Annotated in this window: 16 protein-coding genes and 1 pseudogene; 8 read left to right on the top strand and 9 right to left on the bottom strand. The window is 71.0% G+C overall.

The window, feature by feature from the left end:
• Nucleotides 1-17: 17 nt before the first annotated feature.
• A complete protein-coding gene (locus ACFQU4_RS10920) occupies nucleotides 18-1,154 on the bottom strand; it encodes a hypothetical protein (RefSeq protein WP_377490981.1) in 1,137 nt (378 codons plus the stop codon).
• Complete coding sequence (locus ACFQU4_RS10915) at nucleotides 1,151-1,483, bottom strand: ArsR/SmtB family transcription factor (protein ID WP_377490979.1); 333 nt, start codon at nucleotides 1,481-1,483, stop codon at nucleotides 1,151-1,153. The genes ACFQU4_RS10920 and ACFQU4_RS10915 overlap by 4 nt, the downstream gene beginning before the upstream one ends.
• 103 nt (nucleotides 1,484-1,586) lie before the next feature.
• Here ACFQU4_RS10915 and ACFQU4_RS10910 point away from each other — a divergent pair, with 103 nt between their 5' ends.
• Nucleotides 1,587-2,849, top strand: coding sequence for a sodium:proton exchanger (locus tag ACFQU4_RS10910; RefSeq protein ID WP_377490976.1), 1,263 nt, complete (start codon nucleotides 1,587-1,589; stop codon nucleotides 2,847-2,849).
• Here the strand turns inward: ACFQU4_RS10910 and ACFQU4_RS10905 are convergent.
• A complete protein-coding gene (locus tag ACFQU4_RS10905; protein ID WP_377490973.1) occupies nucleotides 2,782-3,168 on the bottom strand; it encodes a DUF3037 domain-containing protein in 387 nt (128 codons plus the stop codon). The genes ACFQU4_RS10910 and ACFQU4_RS10905 overlap by 68 nt on opposite strands.
• Nucleotides 3,165-3,923: a HipA family kinase gene (locus ACFQU4_RS10900; RefSeq protein WP_377490970.1), complete on the bottom strand. Its 759-nt coding sequence runs from the start codon at nucleotides 3,921-3,923 to the stop codon at nucleotides 3,165-3,167. The genes ACFQU4_RS10905 and ACFQU4_RS10900 overlap by 4 nt, the downstream gene beginning before the upstream one ends.
• Nucleotides 3,924-4,029: 106 nt before the next feature.
• On the opposite strand from ACFQU4_RS10900, the gene ACFQU4_RS10895 reads away from it, so the two are divergent.
• The 3 genes from ACFQU4_RS10895 to ACFQU4_RS10885 all read left to right on the top strand — a co-directional run bounded on the left by ACFQU4_RS10895 (nucleotide 4,030) and on the right by ACFQU4_RS10885 (nucleotide 7,618).
• Nucleotides 4,030-6,108: a glycoside hydrolase family 36 protein gene (locus tag ACFQU4_RS10895; protein ID WP_377490967.1), complete on the top strand. Its 2,079-nt coding sequence runs from the start codon at nucleotides 4,030-4,032 to the stop codon at nucleotides 6,106-6,108.
• 94 nt (nucleotides 6,109-6,202) lie between these two features.
• Complete coding sequence (locus ACFQU4_RS10890) at nucleotides 6,203-6,907, top strand: N-acetylmuramoyl-L-alanine amidase (RefSeq protein WP_377490964.1); 705 nt, start codon at nucleotides 6,203-6,205, stop codon at nucleotides 6,905-6,907.
• 102 nt (nucleotides 6,908-7,009) lie between these two features.
• Complete coding sequence (locus tag ACFQU4_RS10885; RefSeq protein WP_377490961.1) at nucleotides 7,010-7,618, top strand: DUF5701 family protein; 609 nt, start codon at nucleotides 7,010-7,012, stop codon at nucleotides 7,616-7,618.
• Between the two features lie 27 nt (nucleotides 7,619-7,645).
• Here the strand turns inward: ACFQU4_RS10885 and ACFQU4_RS10880 are convergent, their stop codons facing one another.
• The gene (locus tag ACFQU4_RS10880; protein ID WP_377490958.1) at nucleotides 7,646-8,626 is read right to left on the bottom strand and encodes a Gfo/Idh/MocA family protein; all 981 of its coding nucleotides are present in this window, start codon (nucleotides 8,624-8,626) and stop codon (nucleotides 7,646-7,648) included.
• Nucleotides 8,623-9,753: a Gfo/Idh/MocA family protein gene (locus tag ACFQU4_RS10875; protein WP_377490955.1), complete on the bottom strand. Its 1,131-nt coding sequence runs from the start codon at nucleotides 9,751-9,753 to the stop codon at nucleotides 8,623-8,625. Before ACFQU4_RS10875 ends, ACFQU4_RS10880 begins: the two co-directional genes overlap by 4 nt.
• A 265-nt stretch (nucleotides 9,754-10,018) precedes the next feature.
• On the opposite strand from ACFQU4_RS10875, the gene rplU reads away from it, so the two are divergent.
• The 4 genes and pseudogenes from rplU to proB all read left to right on the top strand — a co-directional run bounded on the left by rplU (nucleotide 10,019) and on the right by proB (nucleotide 13,263).
• The gene (rplU, locus tag ACFQU4_RS10870; RefSeq protein WP_377490952.1) at nucleotides 10,019-10,327 is read left to right on the top strand and encodes a 50S ribosomal protein L21; all 309 of its coding nucleotides are present in this window, start codon (nucleotides 10,019-10,021) and stop codon (nucleotides 10,325-10,327) included.
• 9 nt (nucleotides 10,328-10,336) lie between these two features.
• Entirely contained in the window at nucleotides 10,337-10,603 is a 267-nt protein-coding gene (gene rpmA, locus ACFQU4_RS10865; protein ID WP_377490949.1) for a 50S ribosomal protein L27, read from the top strand.
• 111 nt (nucleotides 10,604-10,714) lie between these two features.
• A pseudogene (gene obgE / locus ACFQU4_RS10860) lies at nucleotides 10,715-12,130 on the top strand (GTPase ObgE); the annotation flags it as partial.
• Nucleotides 12,131-12,144: 14 nt separating this feature from the next.
• Nucleotides 12,145-13,263, top strand: a complete 1,119-nt coding sequence (gene proB / locus ACFQU4_RS10855) for a glutamate 5-kinase (protein WP_377490946.1) — start codon at nucleotides 12,145-12,147, stop codon at nucleotides 13,261-13,263.
• A gap of 114 nt (nucleotides 13,264-13,377) precedes the next feature.
• Here the strand turns inward: proB and ACFQU4_RS10850 are convergent, their stop codons facing one another.
• The 3 genes from ACFQU4_RS10850 to ACFQU4_RS10840 form a co-directional block, all read right to left on the bottom strand.
• On the bottom strand, nucleotides 13,378-14,358 hold the full coding sequence (locus tag ACFQU4_RS10850; protein ID WP_377490943.1) for a type IV toxin-antitoxin system AbiEi family antitoxin domain-containing protein: 981 nt from the start codon (nucleotides 14,356-14,358) through the stop codon (nucleotides 13,378-13,380).
• Nucleotides 14,359-14,581: 223 nt separating this feature from the next.
• Nucleotides 14,582-16,441: a nucleoside/nucleotide kinase family protein gene (locus ACFQU4_RS10845; RefSeq protein ID WP_377490940.1), complete on the bottom strand. Its 1,860-nt coding sequence runs from the start codon at nucleotides 16,439-16,441 to the stop codon at nucleotides 14,582-14,584.
• 53 nt (nucleotides 16,442-16,494) lie between these two features.
• A complete protein-coding gene (locus ACFQU4_RS10840) occupies nucleotides 16,495-17,436 on the bottom strand; it encodes a sugar-binding transcriptional regulator (protein WP_377490937.1) in 942 nt (313 codons plus the stop codon).
• Between the last annotated feature and the right edge of the window lie 100 nt (nucleotides 17,437-17,536).

Here is a 17,536-nt window from a genome sequence, read left to right as displayed (position 1 = left end):
ACGTCCAGGGGTTCGGCTCAGCGGGTTCCGCGGAGCAGGTCGAGCTGGTCGTCGATCTTGGGGGCCTGGCCCTGGTCCGCGGGTGCCGCGACGACGAACCGGCCGAACTGGCTCAGGCAATCGGACTTCTCGCGGGGGCGGTAGCCCTCCAGGCAGACGGTCCGGTCCGCCGCCGTGCCCGGGTGCTCCCGGACCTCGTGGCCGTGCTCGCCCTTCGTGGCGAGGCGTCGCTCCAGGACCGCCGCCGCGGCCGCCGCGTCACGGTAGGCGGCGACCTCGTACCGGCCGTCGAAGTAGACCTCCAGGCCGTCGCCCCGCAGGTCGGCGGGCACCGCCCGCTGTCGCTCCGTGGTGCCGTCCGTGATCACCTGCCGGTCTCGCCAGTTGCCGCTGCTGATCACGGGGATGTCCGCCGCCCGGTCGAACAGGGTCGCCGGGACCGGGGTGTCCTCGAGGTCGGCCGTGCTGCCGACGGCCTCGGTGAGGGCCTTGGTGGCCGGTTCGAGGTACTGCTCGGCCTGTTCCGGAGTGCCGCAGGACACGGTCACCGTCACCGCGGTACGCGAGCCCACCGCGGCCAGCCCGTGGATCGAGACGTTGCGGCCGCGGCCGGAGGAGCAGGCGCCGACCCGCTGGATCAGCTGGGCACCGGCGGCGCCGGTGATCTTCGGCTCCTTGAGGACGGTCGACGAGCCGCGGGTCGACTGTCCGTGGCGCAGCAGAGCGGCGTCCCGCTCGTCCGTCCCGGTGAACAGTTCGACCGCGACGGACAGGCTGGCCCGGTCCTGGGCGGTCTTCGGCATCACGTCGTAGCGGTACGTCGACACCTCGGCGATCCGGCCGGCCGGCGGCTGCGGGCGCTCGCGGTCGAAGATCCGGGCCTGGTCGTCGAACGCGTATTCCACGTCGAACTGGGCGTCCTCGAACGCCTCCGCGGTCGCCAGCCGATCCCGGATCAGCCCGGCGGTCGCGTAGCTGAACAGCTTCGGGTCCTCGCCGACCGGCACCGGGGTGAGCGGCTTGCCGGCCGTCCAGGGCGGCTGGTTCACCAGCGGTGGCGACCAGCCGACCAGGCCGAGGGCGACCGCGAGGATCCCGGCCAGGCAGCCGGCGATCACCACGCAGCTGCCGGCGATGATCAGGATGCGTTTCACCGGACCGGCCCGGGCGGGTCGGGGGCGAGGGTGCCGTCCGGGGCGATGTGCTCGAAGATCTGCTGCACCATCGTCAGGACGTGCGGGTCGTCCACGGTGTAGATCTGCCGCCGGCCTTGCCGCTCGGCCCGGATGATCCCGGCCAGTCGCAGTTTGCTCAGATGCTGACTCGCGGTGGCGATGGTCACACCGACGCGCTCGGACAGCGTGCCCACGTCGTACTCGCCGGCGGCGGCGAGGGCCACCAGATGCAACCGGACCGGCGCGGACAGGAGTGCGAACGTCCGTGCCGCGACCTCGAGCTGGGCGTGGGTCGGGTCGGGGATCATGGCTGCATTCTGCCCGGCCCGGGTCCCGCGCTCGTGATCAGCCTCACGCCGATTTGACACTTCTTCACTTGCGTAACTGTCAAAGTGTTGCCAGGATTGCTGCGTGCTTCGAACGCTGCGCCCGGTCCTGATCTGCCTGGCGATCGCTCTGCCGGCCCTGGTGGTCCGGGTCTCCGGACTCCACCTGACGCCGGCCCTCGGCCTGGTCGTCTTCGGTGCCGGTGTCGTGGCCGCGGCGTTCGTGCTGGCCTGGGCCGCCGAGGCTGCCGAGGTGGACATCTCGGGCGGGCTCGCCGTCGCCGTACTGGCGGTGATCGCGGTGCTGCCCGAGTACGCGGTCGACCTCTACTTCGCGTTCACGGCCGGCAGTCGGCCGGAGTACGTGCAGTTCGCCGCAGCCAACATGACCGGCTCCAACCGGCTGCTGCTCGGCCTCGGCTGGAGCGTGGTGGTGCTGGTCTCCTTGATCATCGCGAGCCGTCGTTCGGGGCAGACGGTACGGGAGCTGGTGATCGATTCGCGCTACCGGCTCGAGCTCGGCTTCCTGATGATCGCGTCCCTGCTGGCCTTGATCATTCCGCTGTCCGGGCAGATCCATCTGATCCTCGGCATCGGCATGCTCGCCCTGTTCACGTACTACCTGCTCCGGGTTGCCCGGACCGAGGACGAGGGGGAGCCGGAGCTGGTCGGGCCGGCCGCCCGGATCGGTGCGCTGCCAGCCCGGCTCCGCCGCCCGCTGGTGGTGATCATGTTCGTCGGTGCCGCGGTGATGATCATCGCCTGCGCGGAGCCGTTCGCCGAGTCCCTGATCTCCGGCGGCCGTTCGCTCGGCATCGACGAGTTCCTGCTGGTGCAGTGGCTGGCGCCGCTGTCGTCCGAGGCGCCGGAGTTCATCGTGGCGATCATGTTCGCCGTTCGTGGCAAGGCGTCGATGGCGATCGGGACCTTGATCAGCGCGAAGGTGAACCAGTGGACGCTGCTGATCGGCAGCCTCCCGGTGGCGTACCTGATCGGTGGCGGCGGCCCCTCGCTGCAGTTGGACGCCCGGCAGGTCGAGGAGTTCTCGCTGACCGTGGCGCAGACCCTGCTCGGCATCGCGATCCTGCTCACGCTGCGGTTCCACCGGCTGGCGGCGCTGGCCATGCTCGGGTTGTTCGCGGTTCAGTTCGGGGTGCCCGGCACCGAGGGTCGGTACGTGATCACCGCCGTCTACGCCGTGATCGCGGTGGTGCTGATGATCATCCACCGCCGGCACCTGGTGCCCACCCTGACCGCGCCGTTCCGCAGCCTGCGCTCGATCACGGAGCCGGTGGCGTCACCAGGCGATCCATCAAACCGGCCAGGGTCCGTGCCGGATCATCGGTGACGCCCGCGTGCACCGGCGACGGCTGGACGACCGTGCTGCGCGGCGCGGTCAGGATGCCGAACCGGTAGAGCAGCCCGTCGTTCTCCCGGGCGCTGCCGACCGGTTCCGCGCACCGGAGCACGATCGACTCCGCCGACCGGCGGACCGCGTCCAGGTCGACGCCGGGATCGAGGGCCCTCAGCCGGGCCTCGTCGATCGCGACGTCGGCCGCCAGGACGTCCAGGTCCTGGCAGTAGATGATCACTCCGATGTTGACGAACTCGCCGCGCTCCACCCGGGGCACCGCCCGGATCGCCGCGTAGCTGAACCCGTACCTCATCGAAGCCACCGCTCGGCCGCCGCGAGCCGGGCCGAGAGGTAGTCCCGGTAGGCGATCCGGGCCGCCGCCGGATCCGGCGGGGCGGCCGGGTCGGGCCGGTCGGGATCCGGCAACAGCCACGCGTCCGGGACGTCGGCGATCACGGCGTCCAGGGCCGCGTCGTCGAACCGGCCGGCGAGTCGATCATGGGCCTCCCGCGGCCGGGCCCGGCCGGACAGCACATGATCACCGTAGTTGTACGCACCCTCGGCGAAGGCCTCCGGACGACCCCACGCGTGGTGGAACCGCAGGCAGGCGCCGTGGTCGATCGCCCACAGCTGCCGGTGCCAGACCAGCAGGTTGGTGTTCCGCAGGCTGCGGTCGACGTTCGCGGTCCAGGCGTCCAGCCAGACCAGGGTCGAGGCGGTCTGCCCGTCCACGTCGAAGTTGCGGTCGTACCCGACCGAGCCGGGCAGGTAGTCCACGGCCAGGTTCACCCCGACGCTGGCCTTGATCAGCTGCTGGATCTCCTCGTCCGGCTCGGTGCGGCCGACCTCGGCCGCGACGTCGATCAGGGCGAGGTCCGGCGTGTGCAGGTCGGCCCGGCGGGCCAGCCCGGCGACGATGATCTCGGCGACCAGGGCCTTGATGCCCTGTCCGGCGCCGGTGAACTTCACCACATAGGTGCCGAGGTCGTCGGCCTCCATGATCGCCGGCAGGGACCCGCCCTCGCGGAGCGGCGTCAGGTACGCAGTGGCGGTGATCCGTGGCAACACGTCCGCCAGCGTAGTGGCGCCGGTGCCCGGGACCGATTCATTGACCTGCGTGGAATTCGTGGTCCGAGGGTTACGACGGCCTCCGGCCCGTGCCTACCCTGGTCCGGTGCAGCCGCTGACGCTCGGCGACGAGTCCTTCCTGATCATGATCGAGGCCGGTGGCGACGCGCCGCCGGCGATCACCGAGGTGCGCCGGGACGGGCACCGGCTGACTCTGGCCCGACCCCGGCCGCTGGTCGAGGTGCTCACCCTCGGCGACGGCCACCACAACCCGACGCCACGGCTGATCCGGACCTCCGTCGGCGCCGGGCTCCGCTACCGCGGCCATGATCATTCCGACGACGGCACCGCCCTGCGGCTGGACGTCGCCGGTCCGCACGGGCTCGCCGCCGAGGTGGAGCTGCGGATCCGGCCGGGCGTCGCGGCCATCACCGGCGTGATCACCGTACGGAACGAGGGCACCGAACTGGCCCTTCTGACCTCCGTCCCGTCGCTGAACCTCGGCCTGTGCGGACTACTGGACGAGGACGAGCTGTCCCCGGACCGGCTGGAGCTCGTCTCCGGCGTGTCCGACTGGCTGGCCGAGTTCCGGTGGACCCGGGAACCGCTGCGCGACCGGCTGGTCGTGCTGGAGTCGGCCGGGCACCCGGTCTCCGGCAAGGGTTCGGTGGGGCAGCGGTCGGTCGGCAGCTGGTCCACCGGCGGGGACCTGCCGACCGCGGGCGTGGTCGCCGCCGACGACCACTGGGCCTGGCTCTGGCAGGTCGAGCACAACGGCGGCTGGCGCTGGGAGCTCGGCGATGATCAAGGCGGCGTGTCGCTCGCGGCGGGTGGGCCGACCGAGACCGATCACCAGTGGGTGCAGCGGTTGGAGCCGGGCGCCGAGTTCCGTACCGTGTCGGCGACGGTCGCCGTCGGCCTCGGCTTCGACGACGCCGTCGCGCAGCTGACCGGGCACCGCCGGGCCACCCGCCGTGATCATCCGGACCGGAGCCGGCTGACGATGATCTACAACGACTACATGAACACGCTGTCCGGCGATCCGACGACGGAGAAGCTGCTGCCGTTGATCGACAGCGCCGCCGAGGCCGGCGCCGAGGCGTTCTGCATCGACGCCGGCTGGTACGCCGAGGACGGCAACTGGTGGGACACGGTCGGGGAGTGGCAGCCGTCGACCGGGCGGTTCCCGGGCGGCGGGCTGGCCGCCGTGCTGGACCGGATCCGGGAGCGCGGGATGATTCCCGGGGTCTGGCTGGAACCGGAGGTGATCGGCGTCCGCAGCCCGATGGTCGAGCGGCTGCCCGCCGAGGCGTTCTTCAGCCGCCACGGGGTACGGATCACCGAGGCCGGCCGCTTCCACCTGGACCTCCGGCACCCGGCCGTTCGTGATCATCTCGACGCGACGGTGGACCGGCTGGTCGGCGAGCTCGGCATCGGCATGTTCAAGTTCGACTACAACATCAATCCCGGCGCCGGCACCGACCGGGACGCCGACAGCGCCGGGGCCGGCCTGCTACTGCACAACCTGGCCCACCTGGACTGGCTGGACGGGCTGTTCGACCGGCATCCCGAGTTGATCATCGAGAACTGCAGTTCCGGCGCGATGCGCTGCGACGACGCGATGCTGTCCCGGCTGCAGCTGCAGTCCACCAGTGATCAACAAGACGTCGCCCGCTACGTGCCGATCGCGGCCGGCGCACCGCTGCAACTGCTGCCCGAGCAGGCCGGTTCCTGGGCCTACCCGGCCGACTGGATGGGCCTCGAGGAGGTGGCCGCGACCCTCCAGGCCGGACTGCTCGGCCGGCTCTACCTGTCCGGGCACCTGAACCGGCTGAGCGAGGACCAGCTGACGCTGATCCGAGACGCGGTCGCTGCCCACAAAGAGATCCGGGCCACGATCGGCAACGCCGCGCCGAGTTGGCCGCTCGGGCTGCCCGGCTGGGGCGACCCGGTGATCGCGTTGCGGCTGACCGGGCCGGACGAGTCCTTGATCACGGTCTGGCAGCGCGGGCCGGAACCGGTGGAGGTCGTGGTGCCGCTGACCCGCCCGGCGCGCGACTGCTCGGTGATCTTCCCGACCACGCTCGACCCGTGGCCGGCCGAGTTGATCAACGACGGCAAGGCCCTGCGCCTCGCGGCCGGCCCGAGCCCCGTCGCTGCCCGTACCTTCCGGCTGGGGCACTGAGCGCAGGCGCCGGCGCGGTGAGCTCGACGAGCGGTGACCTGCGCAACTGAGACGATCCCCGAACCCATCGGAGACGAGAGGAAGGGGAGCAGACATGGAGACAGAGGACAACCTGATCGGCCGCCGAGTTCTCATGCTCGGATCGGCCGCGACGGCCGCGTCGATCGGGCTCGGCGCTCTCGGAGCACTACCCGAGGCGGAGGCGGCCGTACGGCCTCGTCGCCGGGCTGCCTTCGCGGTCTGGGACCCGATCACCGGCCGGTCGACCACCGCGATGAGCCCGAAGCGGGTGACCGTGCACATCGCGGTGACCCGGAGCGACGACATCTACGGTCCGGGCAAGGGCCCGGGCGGTAGCTACGCCCACTTCTACAACCCGCGCTCCGGTGCGCCGCGTCAGCATCAGTACCTCGACCGGCGGGCGGCGGCCGATCTCAACGGGAACGCGCGGAGCATCTCCGTCGAGCACGCCGGGCTCGACGGCGACCGGATGACCGACACCCAACTGCGGAACCTCGCCAAGATCTTCGCCTGGGCCGTCATCCACTGCGGGGTGCCCAACCGGATCGCGACGGTGAACGACCTGCGCGGCCTGGCCTGGCACCGGCTCGGCATCGACGGCAACTTCGGCCGGTTCGATCGCAACGACCGCACGACCTGGTGCCGCAAGCAGACCGGCGCGGTGTGGTCGAACTCCACCGGCAAGCTCTGCCCGACCGACAAGTTCATCCGCCAGATCCCCACGGTCTACTCCAAAGCGCAGTACTGGTTGAAGAAGTGGGGCGGCCGCCCGGGCTGACCGGATCTGGCGCTTCCAAAAACTAAGTCAGGTGTACGGAATTATTCTGGAGCCCGGTGCGTTGTGGCGATCAACCCATCCGGTCGACCAGGAGGTTCCCTCTTGCACCAACTCGAACGACTCGTCGAACTCGGCGTCCCGGCGCTGGCCGGACTCGAGGTGGAGGAGTTCCGCGGGCTCGGCCGACGGCTGCCCGACCGGCCGGACGCGTTCCTGGCCGTCCACCCGTCGCTGGTCCCGGCCGCCGAGCTCGCCCCGCTCTTGTCCCGGTCCGGCAAGCCCGGGTTCGTCGTCGAGGACCTGACCGACCTGGACCGGTTCACGCCGATCCCGGCGGTCGAGGTGCCGGACCAGCCGCTCTATCTGGTCGCCGAGCCCGACCGCGGCGACGACCTGCTCAACTGGAGCCCGGACGAGGCGCTGCCGGAACTGACCCGCCGCGGCCGTACTCCGTTCACGATCAGCGAGGGGATCAGCTGGCTGCTTCAGCAGCCCGACCGGCTGGAACCCAACCGCTGCTTCATGTGCGTCGGCTCCCGGACCACCAACGCCCGTGGCAAGCTCGACGCCCGGACGCCGGCGATCTGGATCAGCGGCGGCACCGGCCGGGACGGCAAGGAGCGGAAGAACGCGCCGAAGGTCGGCTGGTGCTGGGCCGGCAGCCGGCACACGTGGCTCGGCTTCGGCTCGACGACGGGGCGGCTCGGGTGAGCGGTCAGTTCCCTAAGCCGGATTCGATCATGGAGTTCCGGCGGCCTCGTAGAACCGCAGCGCGGTGGCCAGGACGTCGCGGGCGGTCCGGGCGTCGGCCGCGGGCCGGGTGCCGTCGCGCAGTGCGGTGATCATCAGGTCGACGGTGTCGGAGCCGTCCTCGGGCAGCCGGCGGTAGGTCCAGGGCTCACCGTCGAGCGCCTGGCCGAAGAGGCCCAGGCCGTGGTCGTACCAGACCGACCCGCGGCTGCCGACCAGCTGGGCCCGGTGGCTGAACGCGCCCGGCGCGGCGACCCAGGTGTCCTCGACGGTGATCACGGCACCGCTGTCGAGGGTGAGGATCGCGTGGCCGTAGTCCTCGACCCGGAGGTCGGGATGGGCGATCCGGCCGATCGTGCCGGTGATCGAGGCGACCGGGCTGGCGAAGAGCCAGGCGATCCGGTCCAGCTGGTAGACGGCGTGATCGAGCCAGCCGCCGCCGGGCACCCGGTCGGGATCCACCCACCAGCCGCCGTCGGCCGGCGCGTCGGACCAGGAGCGGGGCAGCGAGGAGTTCATCTCGAAGCTGCCGCTGCGCAGGTCGCCGAGGCGGCCCGAGTGCACCAGCTCGGCCAAGGTCCGGGCCAGTGGGGAAACCCGTCGGGCCTCGCTCGGTACCAAGATCACGTCGGCCGCGTCGACGGCCTCGATGATCGTGTCGGCTTCGGCCAGCGTCATCGCCAGCGGCTTGACCGAGACGATGTGCTTGCCGGCCGCCGCGGCCGCCCGGCAGAGCTCCGGATTGCGGTCGACGCTGGTGAAGATCGCCACCACGTCGACCGCCGGATCCTCCAGCACCAGGGCCGGATCGGTGCCGGTGGCCGCGTCGCCCGCGGCCTGCCGGGCATGATCGAGATCGCCGTCGACGACGGCCACCAGGCGGGTCGCCGGGTCGGTCGCCACCCGGGCCGCGAACGGCAGCGCCGCGTACCAATGATCAAGGCCGATGATCCCGAAGCCGATCGTCATGGCTGATCCGTCGGCGACCGGAACGTCGTCCGGAGCTCCACGATCCGGCCCTCCCGGGCCGACGTCTCGACCGCGAGCATGATCTCCAGGGCGTGCCGGGCGTGATCGGCACCCAGCTCGTTCGGTGCACCGTTCAGGACGATGTCGGCGAGGTGACCGACGATGATCGCCCGGCCGACCCCGGCCCGGGACGCGTCGGAGGCCAGCGGCCGGGACGGGTCGACCCAGCCGTCGACGCCGGGCAGCAGGTCGGTCTTGAACACCTCGAGCTCTGGGCCGTCCGGCACCCCGAGGTTGATCACGCCGCGGCGGCCGAACAGCTCCAGCCGCGGGCTGCGGCTGGCGTGCAGGTTGTAGTTCCCATCCACCACCGCGTACGTCGAGCCGCCGAAATCCAGCAGGAACAGGGTGTTGTCGTCGGCGGTGACGTCGATCTCCAGTCCGGCGAACGGCCCGCCGCGGACCACCCGGACCGGATCGGTGATCCCGGAGAACGCCACCACCCGGCGGGCCGGGCCGAGGATCCCGGTGATCTGGTGGATCCCGTACACGCCCATGTCGAGCAGCGGTCCCGACCCGCGCTGGTAGAACCAGGTCGGGTCCGACGGCCAGCCGCCGGGTCCGCCGCCCGGCCCCTGATGCGAGCTGTGCACCCGGGCGAACGCGACCCGGCCGATCTCGCCGCCGGCGACGAGGTCCCGCGCCTTCTTGATCGGCGCCCGGAGCAGGTCCGGGGGAGCGCTGACGATCACCCGGCCGCGACGCTCCGCGAGCATGATCAACTCGTCGGCCTCGGCCAGGGTCGCCGCGATCGGCTTCTCGGTGACCAGGTGCAGATCGTGCTCCAGCACCACCTTGGAGGTCGCGTAGTGCGCCGGGATCGGGGTCAGGTTGACCACGGCGTCCAGCCCGCCGGCGGCGACCAGTTCCTCGACCGTGGCGTGCACCCGCGGAATGCCGTACTGCTCCGCGACGGCGGCCGCCCGAGCCTGATCGACATCGGCGAGCGCGACCACCTCGACGGTGTCCGCGTAATGGTGCAGGTTCGGCAGCACACCGTACGAGGCGACGGCGATCCCGCCGGCCCCGAGGATGCCCACCCGCAACGGCCCGGCCGAAGTGACCATCGGAACCCTTCCCTCGTTGGACCCACTCATTGTCGGCCGGGGACCGGGACAGGGGCCAGGCGGAATCCGAGGAATGGGCCTGGCAGGATCGTCCTGACCCGCGTGGTCGGCAGGACCCGAGGGTCGTTTTGACCTTCGTCCGGCTGGCCGAGTATCTTGGACCCTCGGTGCGCTCCCCGCATGCGGTGGGTTGTGCCCGCTCGGCATCGGCGGCCCGGAACCCCGGCGCCATCCAGTCAAGGCTTCGACGAGAGTAGGTTCAGGCGTGTACGCGATCGTGCGCAGTGGCGGCCGCCAGCACAAGGTAGCTGTTGGCGACGTCCTCGAAATCGACCGGATCAGCGATGAGGCCGGCGCCAGCGTGCAGCTGCAGCCCGTCCTGCTGGTCGACGGCGAGGCCGTGACGTCGGACAAGACGGCTCTGGAGGCCGCGTCGGTCACCGCCGAGGTGCTGGCCGAGACCAAGGGTCCGAAGATCCGCATTCTGAAGTTCAAGAACAAGACCGGGTACCGCAAGCGCCAGGGGCATCGGCAGCGGTACACCAAGGTCAAGGTCACGGGCATCGAGAGCTGAGGTAGAGACATGGCACACAAGAAGGGCGCATCCTCGACCCGCAACGGTCGCGACTCCAACGCCCAGCGCCTCGGCGTGAAGCGGTTCGGCGGCCAGGTCGTCGGCGCCGGCGAGATCATCGTGCGGCAGCGCGGCACCCACTTCCACCCGGGCGACGGCGTCGGCCGCGGTGGCGACGACACGTTGTTCGCGCTGGTCCCGGGCACGGTGCAGTTCGGCACCCGCCGCGGCCGTCGCGTCATCAACATCACTCCGGCCGAGAAGATCTCGGCCTGAGCGGCGCCTAGCCCGACAGCAGTAGGGGCGCCAACCACGAGGGTGGCCGGGGACCAGACTCCCCGAGCCACCCTTATTTTTTGCCGCAAGCCGGCGTGAAAGGGACCTGACATGGCGATTCCGAGTTTCGTCGACAGGGTCACCCTGCACGTGTACGGCGGCAAGGGCGGCAACGGCTGCGCCTCGGTGCACCGGGAGAAGTTCAAGCCGCTCGGCGGGCCGGACGGCGGCAACGGCGGCGACGGTGGCTCGGTCATCCTGCGGGTCGACTCCAGCCTGACCACCCTGGTCGACTACTACCGCGAGTCGCACCGGCGGGCCCGCAACGGAGTGCCCGGCCGCGGCGACCACGCCAACGGCGCGACCGGCGACGACGTCGTGCTCGCCATCCCGCGCGGCACCGTGATCACCGACGCCGACTCCGGCGAACAGCTGGCCGACCTGACCCAGGACGGCGCCGAACTGATCGTGGCCCAGGGCGGCCGCGGCGGTCTCGGCAACGCTGCACTGGCCTCCGCCGCCCGCAAGGCGCCCGGCTTCGCGCTGCTCGGTGAGGAGGGCGAGACCCGGCGGATCACCCTCGAACTGAAGCTGGTCGCCGACATCGGGCTGGTCGGATTCCCGAGCGCCGGCAAGTCGTCGCTGATCGCGGCGATCTCGCGGGCCCGGCCGAAGATCGCCGACTACCCGTTCACCACCCTGGTGCCGAACCTGGGCGTGGTGGTGGCCGGCGACGTGACGTACACCGTGGCCGACGTGCCCGGCCTGATCGAGGGCGCCAGCGAGGGCCGCGGGCTGGGCCTGGAGTTCCTCCGCCACATCGAGCGCTGCGCCGCGCTGGTGCACGTGATCGACTGCGCCACCTACCTGCCCGGGCGGGATCCGCTGACCGACCTCGACGTCATCGAGGCGGAGCTGGAGGCGCACGGCGGGCTGGCCGACCGGCCCCGGATGGTCGCGCTGAACAAGATCGACATCCCCGACGCCGTCGAACTGGCCGACCTGGTCACGCCCGACCTGGAGGCGCGCGGCCTCCGGGTGTTCCGAGTCTCCACCAAGAGCGGCGAGGGGTTGCGCGAGCTCACGTACGCGATGGCGGAACTGGCCGCGCTGCGCGCCGCCGAACCGGAGCCGGAGCCGGCCCGGCCGGTGCTGCGGCCCAAGCCGGTCGGCGGGGTGCCGGACTTCACCGTGGTCCGCGAGGGCGAGCTGTGGCGGGTCCGCGGCGAGAAGCCGGAGCGCTGGGTGCGGCAGACCGATTTCGGCAACGCCGAGGCCGTCGGCTACCTGGCCGATCGGCTGAACCGGGTCGGGATCGAGACCAAGCTGCTGGAACTCGGCGCCGAGCCGGGTGACGGCGTCGCGATCGGCGGCGAGGACGCGGTCGTGTTCGACTTCGCGCCGCAGATCGACGTCGGGGCCGAGATCCTCGGTCGACGCGGCGAGGACAACCGGTTCGTCGAGGAGCGGCCGGCGGTCCAGCGGCGGCGGGCCAAGGACGAGGCCTACCACCGGGCCAGGGCCGAGGAGGAGAACCAGGGATGAGCGGCGGGCAGCGCCAGGGGGTGGCGGAGGCCCGGCGGGTGGTGGTGAAGGTCGGATCGTCGTCCTTGACGACCGCGATCGGTGGCATCGACCCGGAGCGGGTACGTGAGCTGGTGGACGATCTGGCCGGCGTACGGCTGGCCGGGCGTGAGGTGGTGCTGGTCTCGTCCGGCGCGATCGCCGCCGGCCTGGCGCCACTGGCCCTGAAGACCCGGCCGCGCGACCTGGCCACCCAGCAGGCGGCCGCGTCGGTCGGCCAGGGCTTGCTGATGGGGCACTACACGGCGATGTTCGCCGATCACGAGCTCGGCGTCGGGCAGGTGCTGCTCACCGTCGGTGACGTGACCCGGCGCGGCAACTACCACAACGCGTACCGCACGCTGGGCCGGCTGCTGGAGCTCGGCATCGTGCCGGTGGTCAACGAGAACGACACCGTCGCGACCCACGAGATCAGGTTCGGCGACAACGACCGGTTGGCCGCCCTGGTCGCGCACCTGGTGCACGCCGACGCCCTGATCCTGCTCAGCGACGTGGACGCGCTCTACAGCTCCAGCCCGTCCAAGCCCGGCGCCCGGAGGATCGACGAGGTCCGTTCGGATGATGATCTTGCCGGCGTCGACATCTCGGCGCGCGGCAGCCGGATCGGCACCGGCGGCATGATCACCAAGGTGGAGGCGGCCCGGATCGCCACCTCCGCAGGGATCCCGACCGTGCTGGCCAGCGCCGACCGGGCCGCGGCCGCCCTGGCCGGCGACCCGATCGGCACGCTGTTCCACCCGACCGGCAAGCGCCGCCCGACCCGGCTGCTCTGGCTGAAGCACGCCAGCGCCGCCCGCGGCGAGTTGATCTTGGACGCCGGCGCGGTACGGGCCGTCGTCGAGCGCAAGGCCTCCCTGCTCCCGGCCGGCGTGACCGGCATCAACGGAGCCTTCGGCGTCGGCGAGCCGGTCGACCTGGTCGCGCCGGACGGCGCCGTGATCGGCCGCGGCCTGGTCAACTACGACTCCGACGAACTGCCCGGCCTGCTCGGCCGCAACACCGCCGACCTGGCCGCCGAACGCGGCCCCGGCTACGACCGCACCGTCGTCCACCGGGACGCCCTCGTCCTGCTCTGATCAGCTGCTCCAGGAGGCGATCCGGACGGTCAGTTTTTCACGTTACGTGAAAAACTGGCTCCTCCCGCGAGTTATAACTCGCGGGAAGAGCCAGGAAGTATGGGGAAGTGGCGGTCAGGATGCCTGCGGGCGCTGTACGTAGAGCCGGTGGGAATGTTCGAGGTCTTCGCGGATCATCATCATGGTCGAACGAACCTGAGGTTTAAGCAGGTCAGACCAGACCAAGCGGCTCACTCCACGTCCTGTTCGCCGGATCGCATCCTCCCGTCGTTTCTCTCTGAACACGGCGTCGCCCGGGGATTCACCCGGCTTCAGGTACCGCTGGTATTTGATCTTGCCGTCGAACTCAGCGACGTGCCTGTGCTCCTCCCACGCGAAGTCGGTTGTCCCGATCTTGTACCCCGCAGCGTCGTAGACCGGTACCTGAAGCTCGGGCCGCGGCACCCCGTATCGATAGAACCGGACGCGCGCGAACGACTCCCCGCCGTTAGCCGCCCGCCCGTCGGCGAGGGAGACCGCGGTCCGGGCAGCTCGCACCCTGGGGTGGTGGGCTGAGGCGGCCGAGATCTCCAGCAGCCGAGGGGTCATGTCTGGATCGAGCCGGAGTGCCGAATCGATGGTGATCACTCCACCTTCGAGGCTCGACGTTCGAGCAACATCCCAGGCCGTACGGGCAAGACTGGTGATCAGAATCCCATCCCGCTCTATCAGGTCCTGTTCGTCGTCGATAGACATGACGTGGTGCTTCACCCCGGCCACCGTGCGCACGGTCGCGTCGTCGAGTCGCAGGAGGTGCACGACGTCGAGGTCGCTTCGCAGGAGTTCCAGGCCGTAGGTCGCCGCGGCACTCGGCCCCCAGAGCGCTGCCCGCCCACGCTGGATCGCGACGACGGCCCGGGCCAGGAGGGCATGCCTGCCGACGCGGTCGAGACGGTCGTGGATCTCGGCCGGAACGTACAGACCATGGCGAACTCGTACTAGTCCGCCGTCACGAACGGCTCTCCCGAGTTCCCGATCGGTGATACCGCAATCGAGCGCCTGTGCTCGCGTGATGAAACCGCCGTTGGCATCGACGACCCCTTCCATGCTGGTCATGGAATGGAGCCTTACATCGCCAACGCCTGCTTTCTGCCTGAACAGAAAGTCTGTGGATGGCGAAAGTTCCTGGCTTGACGCTGTGGATAACTCGGTGCGCGTCTTCCCGTCACTTTCTAGCTGTTCCCGCGAGAAGTAACTCGCGGGAACAGCCAGTTTTTCACGCAACGTGAAAAACTGCGCATCGCGTGGGACTGGTGGGGCGAGGCCGGTGAGTGCAGGGTCAGGGGGTCCAGGCCGGGATCCGGAGGGTGGCGCGGTCGGCGCTTTCCATGATCAGCTTCGCGTTCGCCTGGTCGACTCGGGCCACCCACTCGGCGGCCTCGGCCGGGGTGCGGCCGTGGTCGACGTGGCGCTGGGTGAGGCGGTCCAGGCGGAGGTCCTCGTCGGGTTCCAGGTACCAGCACTCGTCCAGTTCCGTCGCGACGTCGCGCCAGGCCGGGTCCTCGAGGAGCAGGTAGTTGCCTTCGGTGATCACGATCGGCACGCCGGCCAGGACGACGCCGTTGGCCGCGATCGGCTCCTCCAGGTGGCGGTCGAAGACGGGCACGAAATGATCAACGTCGGTACGGGAGCGGACCCGGCGCAGCAGTTCCCGGTAGCCGAGCGCGTCGAACGTGTCCGGGGCGCCCTTGCGGTCGGCCCGGCCGAGCCGCTCCAGTTCCCGTTGCCCGAGGTGGAAGCCGTCCATGCCGAGGATCGCGGCGCGGTCGCCGAGCCGGTCCAGCAGGGCGGCGGCCAGGGTCGACTTGCCCGAGCCCGGCGCGCCGACCAGACCGATGATCACCCGGTCACGGGTGGCGGCGAGGGACTCGATCCTGGTGATCAAGGAGTCGACGGTGGTGATCGGGGCTTGGCCCTTCGACAGGCTCAGGGCGCCTTGCGGCGGGGAGGCCAGGGCGAGCCGCTGGAGCAGGGAGGGTGCCAAGGGAAGCTCGGTGAGCAGGGCGGCCTGCAGGGCGTGGTAGAGATCCGGCTTGCCGCTCCACATCGTCGCGGACGGGCGATTGCCGGGGTCGAGTTCGTGGTGCCAGCTGCCGTGATCATGGTCGATCAGGTGCCGGTCGGCGTAGTCGAGGAACAGGTCCAGCCGCTCGCCGAAGACGGGCTCGGGGCTGAGCCGCTGCCAGGTGGCGCTGGCGCCGATCGCCTCGGCCAGCACCCAGTGCGGCCGGGTCCGGACGACCGGCCGGCCGTCCCAGTCGATCGTGTAGACGAAGCCGGGGGAGCCGTCGACGGCCCAGCCGCGGTCGAACGCCGTGTCGTACAAGGCGCGGGAGGCCTCGGCCAGCCAGGCCGGCGGCTCCGCGAAGGCCGCACCCAGTTCGAGCAGCAGCCGGCTCCACTCGAGCAGGTGCCCGAGGGTGACCCCGTACGGCCGGAACTCGTCGGCGGGCCGGTCGGCGTTGTAGCCGCGCTCCTCCCGCCAGTCCGGGTCGTAGTGCTCCGGCAGCAGCCAGCCGGCGGCCCGCGCGTGCCGGTCGATGAACCGCTCCGCGATCAGCAGTGCCCGGTCCCGCCAGCGCTCGTCACCGGTCTGCCCGAAGGCGGCCAGCAGCGCCTCGACGCCGTGCATGTTGGCGTTCGCGCCCCAGTACGGCTCCGGGGTGCCGAACGCCACGTCCCAGCTCTCCACCAGGGCTTGATCATGATCGGACCAGAAGTGCCGGTCCATGATCGTCAACGCGTCGTCGAACAGCTCCGGGGCGCCGGGAATCCCTGCCCCGGCAGCGGTGGCGGCGGCCAGCAGGACGAACGCGTGCGGGTAGGCCGACTTGCGTTCGCTGCTGCCGTCGGCCGGCAGAGCGCCGTACCAGCCGCCGTGTTCCTGATCATGGAACGGTCCGCGCAGGGCCGAGATGCCGTGCCGCGCGAGGTCGGGACTGCCGGGGTGGCCGAGCACGGCCCCGAGCGCGAAGCAGTACGTCATCCGCGCCGTGATCACCAGGTCCCGCCGCGGGTCCGGCGCCAGCCGGCCCTCGCGGTCCAGCGTGCCGAAACCGACGTCGACCCGGGCGGCCCGACCGAAGTCGAGCAGCCGGTACGTCTCGGCCCAGCCGTCGAATCCCGATGAACCCGTCACGGCACCGAGGTTAGGGCACGCTGCCGAGGCAGGTGAACGCGGAGCGACTCCGGTCAGGGCAGCGAGAGCAGCTCCTCGGCCGCGGCCCGGTGGGTGATCAGGCCGTTCAGCAGCCCGCTGGCCAGGCCGGCCCGGGTCGCGACGGCCTTGCCGCGGCCGAAGGCGATCCCGATCCGCACCCCGACGCCGGCGAGTTCCTCGAAGCTCGGGGCCAGGGTGCGGTCCGCGACGTCGGGCCGGAGCGGGTTGCCGTCCGCGTCGAGGTAGATGCCGGCGATCTCGGCCGCGACGCCCTGCCGGGCGGCCTCCTGCCGGTCGGCCTCGGGCAGCACGTCGTACAGGGTGGACAGGCCCGGGGCCCAGGCCCCGACCCCGAGCACGATCGCGGTGAGCTTCGGGATCATGGCCACGGCCCGGGCGACGTCCGGGTTCTGCCGTACGGCCTCGACGGTGGCGGCGCCGAGGATCGGTGCGTAGAAGACGTACGCCTCACCGCCGCCGGCCCGGGTGATGTCGCGGACGCACTGGATGATGTCGAGGGCGTCCGGCCGCGAGATGGCACCGGTGAGCTGGACCACCGGGCAGGCCGGGAACGCGCCGACCTGGTCGCCGATGCCGAGCAGCGGCCGGGCCGAGGCTAGCCCGAGGACGTCGTCGGCGGTGAGGATCTCGCCGAGCAGCTCGATCGCCGCGACGCCCAGCTTGCGCAACAGCTCCCGGCCCTGGTCCTCCGGCACGTCGAGGATGACCACGTGGTCCAGCCCGAACCGGGCGCCCAGCTCGGCCGCGAGCTCGTTGTCGCGCAGGCCCGGCAGCCCGATCTCGATCCGGACGATGCCGGTGTCGCGGGCCCGGGCGATCAGCCGCGCGACCCGGAACCGGCTGATCCCGAGCACGTCGGCGATCTCGCTCTTGGACTGGTCGTGGACGAAGTAGCGACGGCTGACGTTGGCCATCAGGACGGCGTCCTTGACCGTCGGCTGCGCGGTCGGCATCTACGGTTCCCCCTCTCAATCGCTCAATTGAGCGATCATAGCCCGCCATCTTGACCGGGCACGACCAGTGAGCGTACGAATTGCTGTCGTAGAAACCGTT

The sequence above is a fragment of the Microlunatus sp. GCM10028923 genome (genome assembly GCF_042666975.1).
Classification (GTDB): Bacteria; Actinomycetota; Actinomycetes; order Propionibacteriales; family Propionibacteriaceae; genus Microlunatus.
The sequence above is the reverse complement of the archived record's forward strand: the minus strand, read 5'-3'. Positions and strand labels throughout refer to the sequence as shown.

What these genes read in the sequence shown, in the direction of transcription:
- ACFQU4_RS10915 (WP_377490979.1), bottom strand. Translation starts at nt 1,483, where the DNA reads ATGATCCCCGACCCGACCCACGCCCAGCTCGAGGTCGCGGCACGGACG.
- ACFQU4_RS10905 (WP_377490973.1), bottom strand. Translation starts at nt 3,168, where the DNA reads ATGAGGTACGGGTTCAGCTACGCGGCGATCCGGGCGGTGCCCCGGGTG.
- ACFQU4_RS10890 (WP_377490964.1), top strand. Translation starts at nt 6,203, where the DNA reads ATGGAGACAGAGGACAACCTGATCGGCCGCCGAGTTCTCATGCTCGGA.
- ACFQU4_RS10880 (WP_377490958.1), bottom strand. Translation starts at nt 8,626, where the DNA reads ATGACGATCGGCTTCGGGATCATCGGCCTTGATCATTGGTACGCGGCG.
- ACFQU4_RS10875 (WP_377490955.1), bottom strand. Translation starts at nt 9,753, where the DNA reads ATGGTCACTTCGGCCGGGCCGTTGCGGGTGGGCATCCTCGGGGCCGGC.
- rpmA (WP_377490949.1), top strand. Translation starts at nt 10,337, where the DNA reads ATGGCACACAAGAAGGGCGCATCCTCGACCCGCAACGGTCGCGACTCC.
- proB (WP_377490946.1), top strand. Translation starts at nt 12,145, where the DNA reads ATGAGCGGCGGGCAGCGCCAGGGGGTGGCGGAGGCCCGGCGGGTGGTG.
- ACFQU4_RS10850 (WP_377490943.1), bottom strand. Translation starts at nt 14,358, where the DNA reads ATGACCAGCATGGAAGGGGTCGTCGATGCCAACGGCGGTTTCATCACG.
- ACFQU4_RS10840 (WP_377490937.1), bottom strand. Translation starts at nt 17,436, where the DNA reads ATGCCGACCGCGCAGCCGACGGTCAAGGACGCCGTCCTGATGGCCAAC.